This window comes from Phenylobacterium aquaticum (assembly GCF_022695515.1).
Taxonomy (GTDB): Bacteria; Pseudomonadota; Alphaproteobacteria; order Caulobacterales; family Caulobacteraceae; genus Phenylobacterium; species Phenylobacterium aquaticum.
In genome coordinates, this window is record NZ_JALDPT010000083.1 from 1 (window position 1) to 3,376 (window position 3,376).

1 protein-coding gene is annotated in these 3,376 nt (G+C 70.0%); it reads right to left on the reverse strand.

Annotated features, from left to right (window positions below; translation table 11 throughout):
• On the reverse strand, positions 1-3,376 hold a 3,376-nt coding region (locus tag MQH10_RS26150; protein ID WP_419720808.1), incomplete at both ends, for a beta strand repeat-containing protein.

The following is a 3,376-nucleotide window of genomic DNA, read 5'->3' on the forward strand; positions in this document are numbered from 1 at the left end:
AGCGCTCAGCTGAGTCGCGGTGAGCGAGCCGATCTGGGTCGTCGTCAGGTCCGCGAAGTCCGTGGTCGTCAGGCTGCGCAGCTGGGTGCCGGTCAGGCCCTGGACCTGGGTCGTCGAGAGCGAACCGACCTGGGTCGCGTCCAGGGTCGAGAGCGTGGTGTTCGACAGGGCCCCGAGCTGGGTCGAGGTCAGGCCCGTCAGTTGGGTCGTGGAGAGCGAGCCCACATTGGTCGAGCTGAGCGAGGCGATCTGGGTCGCGGTCAGAGCCCCGACCTGGGTCGACGACAGCTCACCGATGTCGGTGGTCGAGAGACCGCCGAGCTGGGTGGTGGTGAGCGCCTTGATCTGAGTGGTCGACAGGGCGCCGGTCTGGGTCGCGTCGAGCGCCGACACCGCGGTGGCTGTCAGGGCCGCCAGTTGGGTGGTGGCGAGACTGCCGATCTGGGTCGAGGACAGCTCACCGATGTCGGTGGTGGTCAGACCCCGGGCCTGGTCGGCCGTGAGGCCCTTCAGCTGGGTGGTCGAGAGCGCGCCGACCTGGGTCGCATCCAGGGCCGAGACATTGGTCGCCGACAGGGCGCCGAGCTGGGTCGAGGACAGCGAGTCCAGCTGGGTCGTGGTCAGCTCGCCGAAGTCCGTGGTCGAGAGCGACCGCAGCTGGGTGCCGTTGAGGCCGGCCACCTGGGTGGTGGACAGCGAGCCGACCTGGGTGGCGTCCAGGGTCGAGAGCGCCGTGGTCGAGAGCGTCCCGAGCTGGGTCGAGGTCAGGCCGGTCAGCTGGGTGGTGGAGAGCGCGCCGACATTGGTCGTCGACAGGCCGTTCAGCTGGGTCGAGGTCAGGGCCCCGACTTGGGTCGAGGACAGTTCACCGATGTCCGTGGTCGACAGACCGCCAAGCTGGGTGGTGGTCAGAGCCTTGACCTGGGTGGCGCTCAGCGAGCCGACCTGGGTGGCGTCAAGCGCCGAGACCGCGGTGGCGGTCAGGGCGGCCAGCTGGGTGGTCGCCAGCGAACCGATCTGGGTCGAGGAGAGCTCCCCGATGTCGGTGGTGGTCAGACCGCCGACCTGGGTCGTGGTCAGGCCCTTGAGCTGGGTCGTCGAGAGCGCGCCGACCTGGGTCGAGCTGAGCGACGACAGGGCGGTGGCGGTCAGGGCGCCAAGCTGGGTCGAGGTCAGAGCGCCGACCTGGGTGGAGCTGAGTTCGCCGACGTCCGTCGTGGTCAGGCCGCGCAGCTGGTCGGTGGTGAGCCCCCTCACCTGCGTCGTGGAAAGGCCGCCGACCTGGGTGGCGTCCAGGGCCGACACATTGGTCGCGCTAAGCGCGCCGAGCTGGGTCGCCGAGAGCGAGTCCAGCTGGGTCGTGGTCAGTTCGCCGAAGTCGGTGGTGGTCAGGCTGCGCAGCTGGGTCGCCGTCAGGCCGCTCACCTGGGTGGTGGAGAGCGAACCGACCTGGGTCGCGTCCAGCGTCGAGAGCGTGGTGTTCGACAGGGCCCCGAGTTGGGTCGAGGTGAGGCCAGTCAGCTGGGTGGTCGAGAGCGCGCCGACATTGGTGGTCGACAGGCCGTTCAGCTGGGTCGCGGAAAGCGCGCCCACCTGGGTCGAGGAGAGCTCCCCGATGTCCGTGGTCGAGAGGCCGCCCAGTTGGGTGGTGGTCAGAGCCTTGACCTGGGTCGCGCTCAGAGAGCCGACCTGGGTGGCGTCGAGCGCCGAGACCGCGGTCGCCGTCAGGGCGGCGAGCTGGGTGGTCGCGAGCGAGCCGATCTGGGTGGACGACAGCTCACCGATGTCGGTGGTGGTCAGAGCGCCGGCCTGGGTGGTCGTGAGGCCCTTGAGCTGGGTCGTCGACAGGACGCCAACCTGGGTCGCATCCAGGGCCGACAGGGCGCCGGCGCTGAGCGCGCCAAGCTGGGTCGAGCTGAGCGCGCCGACCTGGGTCGAGGAGAGCTCGCCCACGTCGGTGGTGGTCAGGCCGCGCAGCTGATCGGCCGTGAGCCCCTTCACCTGGGTGGTGGTCAGGGCGCCGACGGTCGTGGCGTCCAGGTTGGAGATGTTGGTCGCCGACAGGGCGCTCAGCTGGGTGGCGGTCAGCGAGCCGATCTGAGTGGTCGTGAGGTCGGCGAAGTCCGTGGTCGTCAGGCTGCGCAGCTGGGTGCCGGTCAGGCCCTGGACCTGGGTGGTCGAGAGCGAGCCGACCTGGGTCGCGTCCAGGGTCGAGAGCGTGGTGTTCGACAGGGCCCCGAGCTGGGTCGAGGTCAGGCCGGTCAGCTGGGTCGTCGACAGCGCCCCGACATTGGTGGAGCTGAGCGAGGCGATCTGGGTCGCGCTCAGGGCCCCGACCTGGGTCGAGGACAGCTCGCCGATGTCGGTGGTCGACAGACCGCCGAGCTGGGTGGTGGTCAGAGCCTTGATCTGGGTCGGCGAGAGTGCGCCGACCTGGGTGGCGTCCAGCGCCGAGACCGCCGTGGCGGTGAGCGCGGCCAGCTGGGTGGTGGCCAGGCTGCCGATCTGGGTCGAGGACAGCTCGCCGATATCGGTGGTGGTCAGGCCGCGAGCCTGATCAGCCGTGAGGCCCTTCAGCTGGGTCGTGGAGAGCGCGCCCACCTGGGTCGCGTCGAGTGCCGAGACATTCGTCGACGACAGGGCGCCGAGTTGGGTCGAGGACAGCGAGGTGAGCTGGGTGGTGGTCAGCTCGCCGAAGTCCGTGGTCGAGAGCGACCGCAGCTGGGTGCCGTTGAGGCCGGCCACCTGGGTGGTCGAGAGCGAGCCGACCTGGGTCGCGTCGAGGGTCGACAGGGTCGTGGTCGAGAGCGTCCCGAGCTGGGTCGAGGTCAGGCCGGTCAGCTGGGTCGTCGAGAGCGCGCCGACATTGGTCGTCGACAGGCCGTTCAGCTGGGTCGAGGTCAGGGCGCCGACCTGGGTCGAGGAGAGCTCGCCGATGTCGGTGGTCGAGAGACCGCCAAGCTGGGTGGTGGTGAGCGCCTTCACCTGGGTGGCGTTCAGCGAACCGACCTGGGTGGCGTCGAGGGCGGACACCGCGGTGGCGGTCAGGGCGGCCAGCTGGGTCGTCGCCAGCGAACCGATCTGGGTCGAGGAGAGCTCACCGATGTCGGTGGTCGTCAGGCCGCCGGCCTGGGTCGTGGTCAGGCCCTTGAGCTGGGTCGTCGAAAGCGCGCCGACCTGGGTGGAGCTGAGCGCCGACAAGGCCGAGGAGGTCAGGGCGCCGAGTTGGGTGGAGCTGAGGGCGCCGACCTGGGTCGAGGAGAGTTCGCCGACGTCCGTGGTGGTCAGGCCGCGCAGCTGATCGGCCGTGAGGCCCTTTACCTGGGTGGTGGTCAGGGCGCCGACGGTCGTCGCATCGAGGTTGGAGACGTTGGTC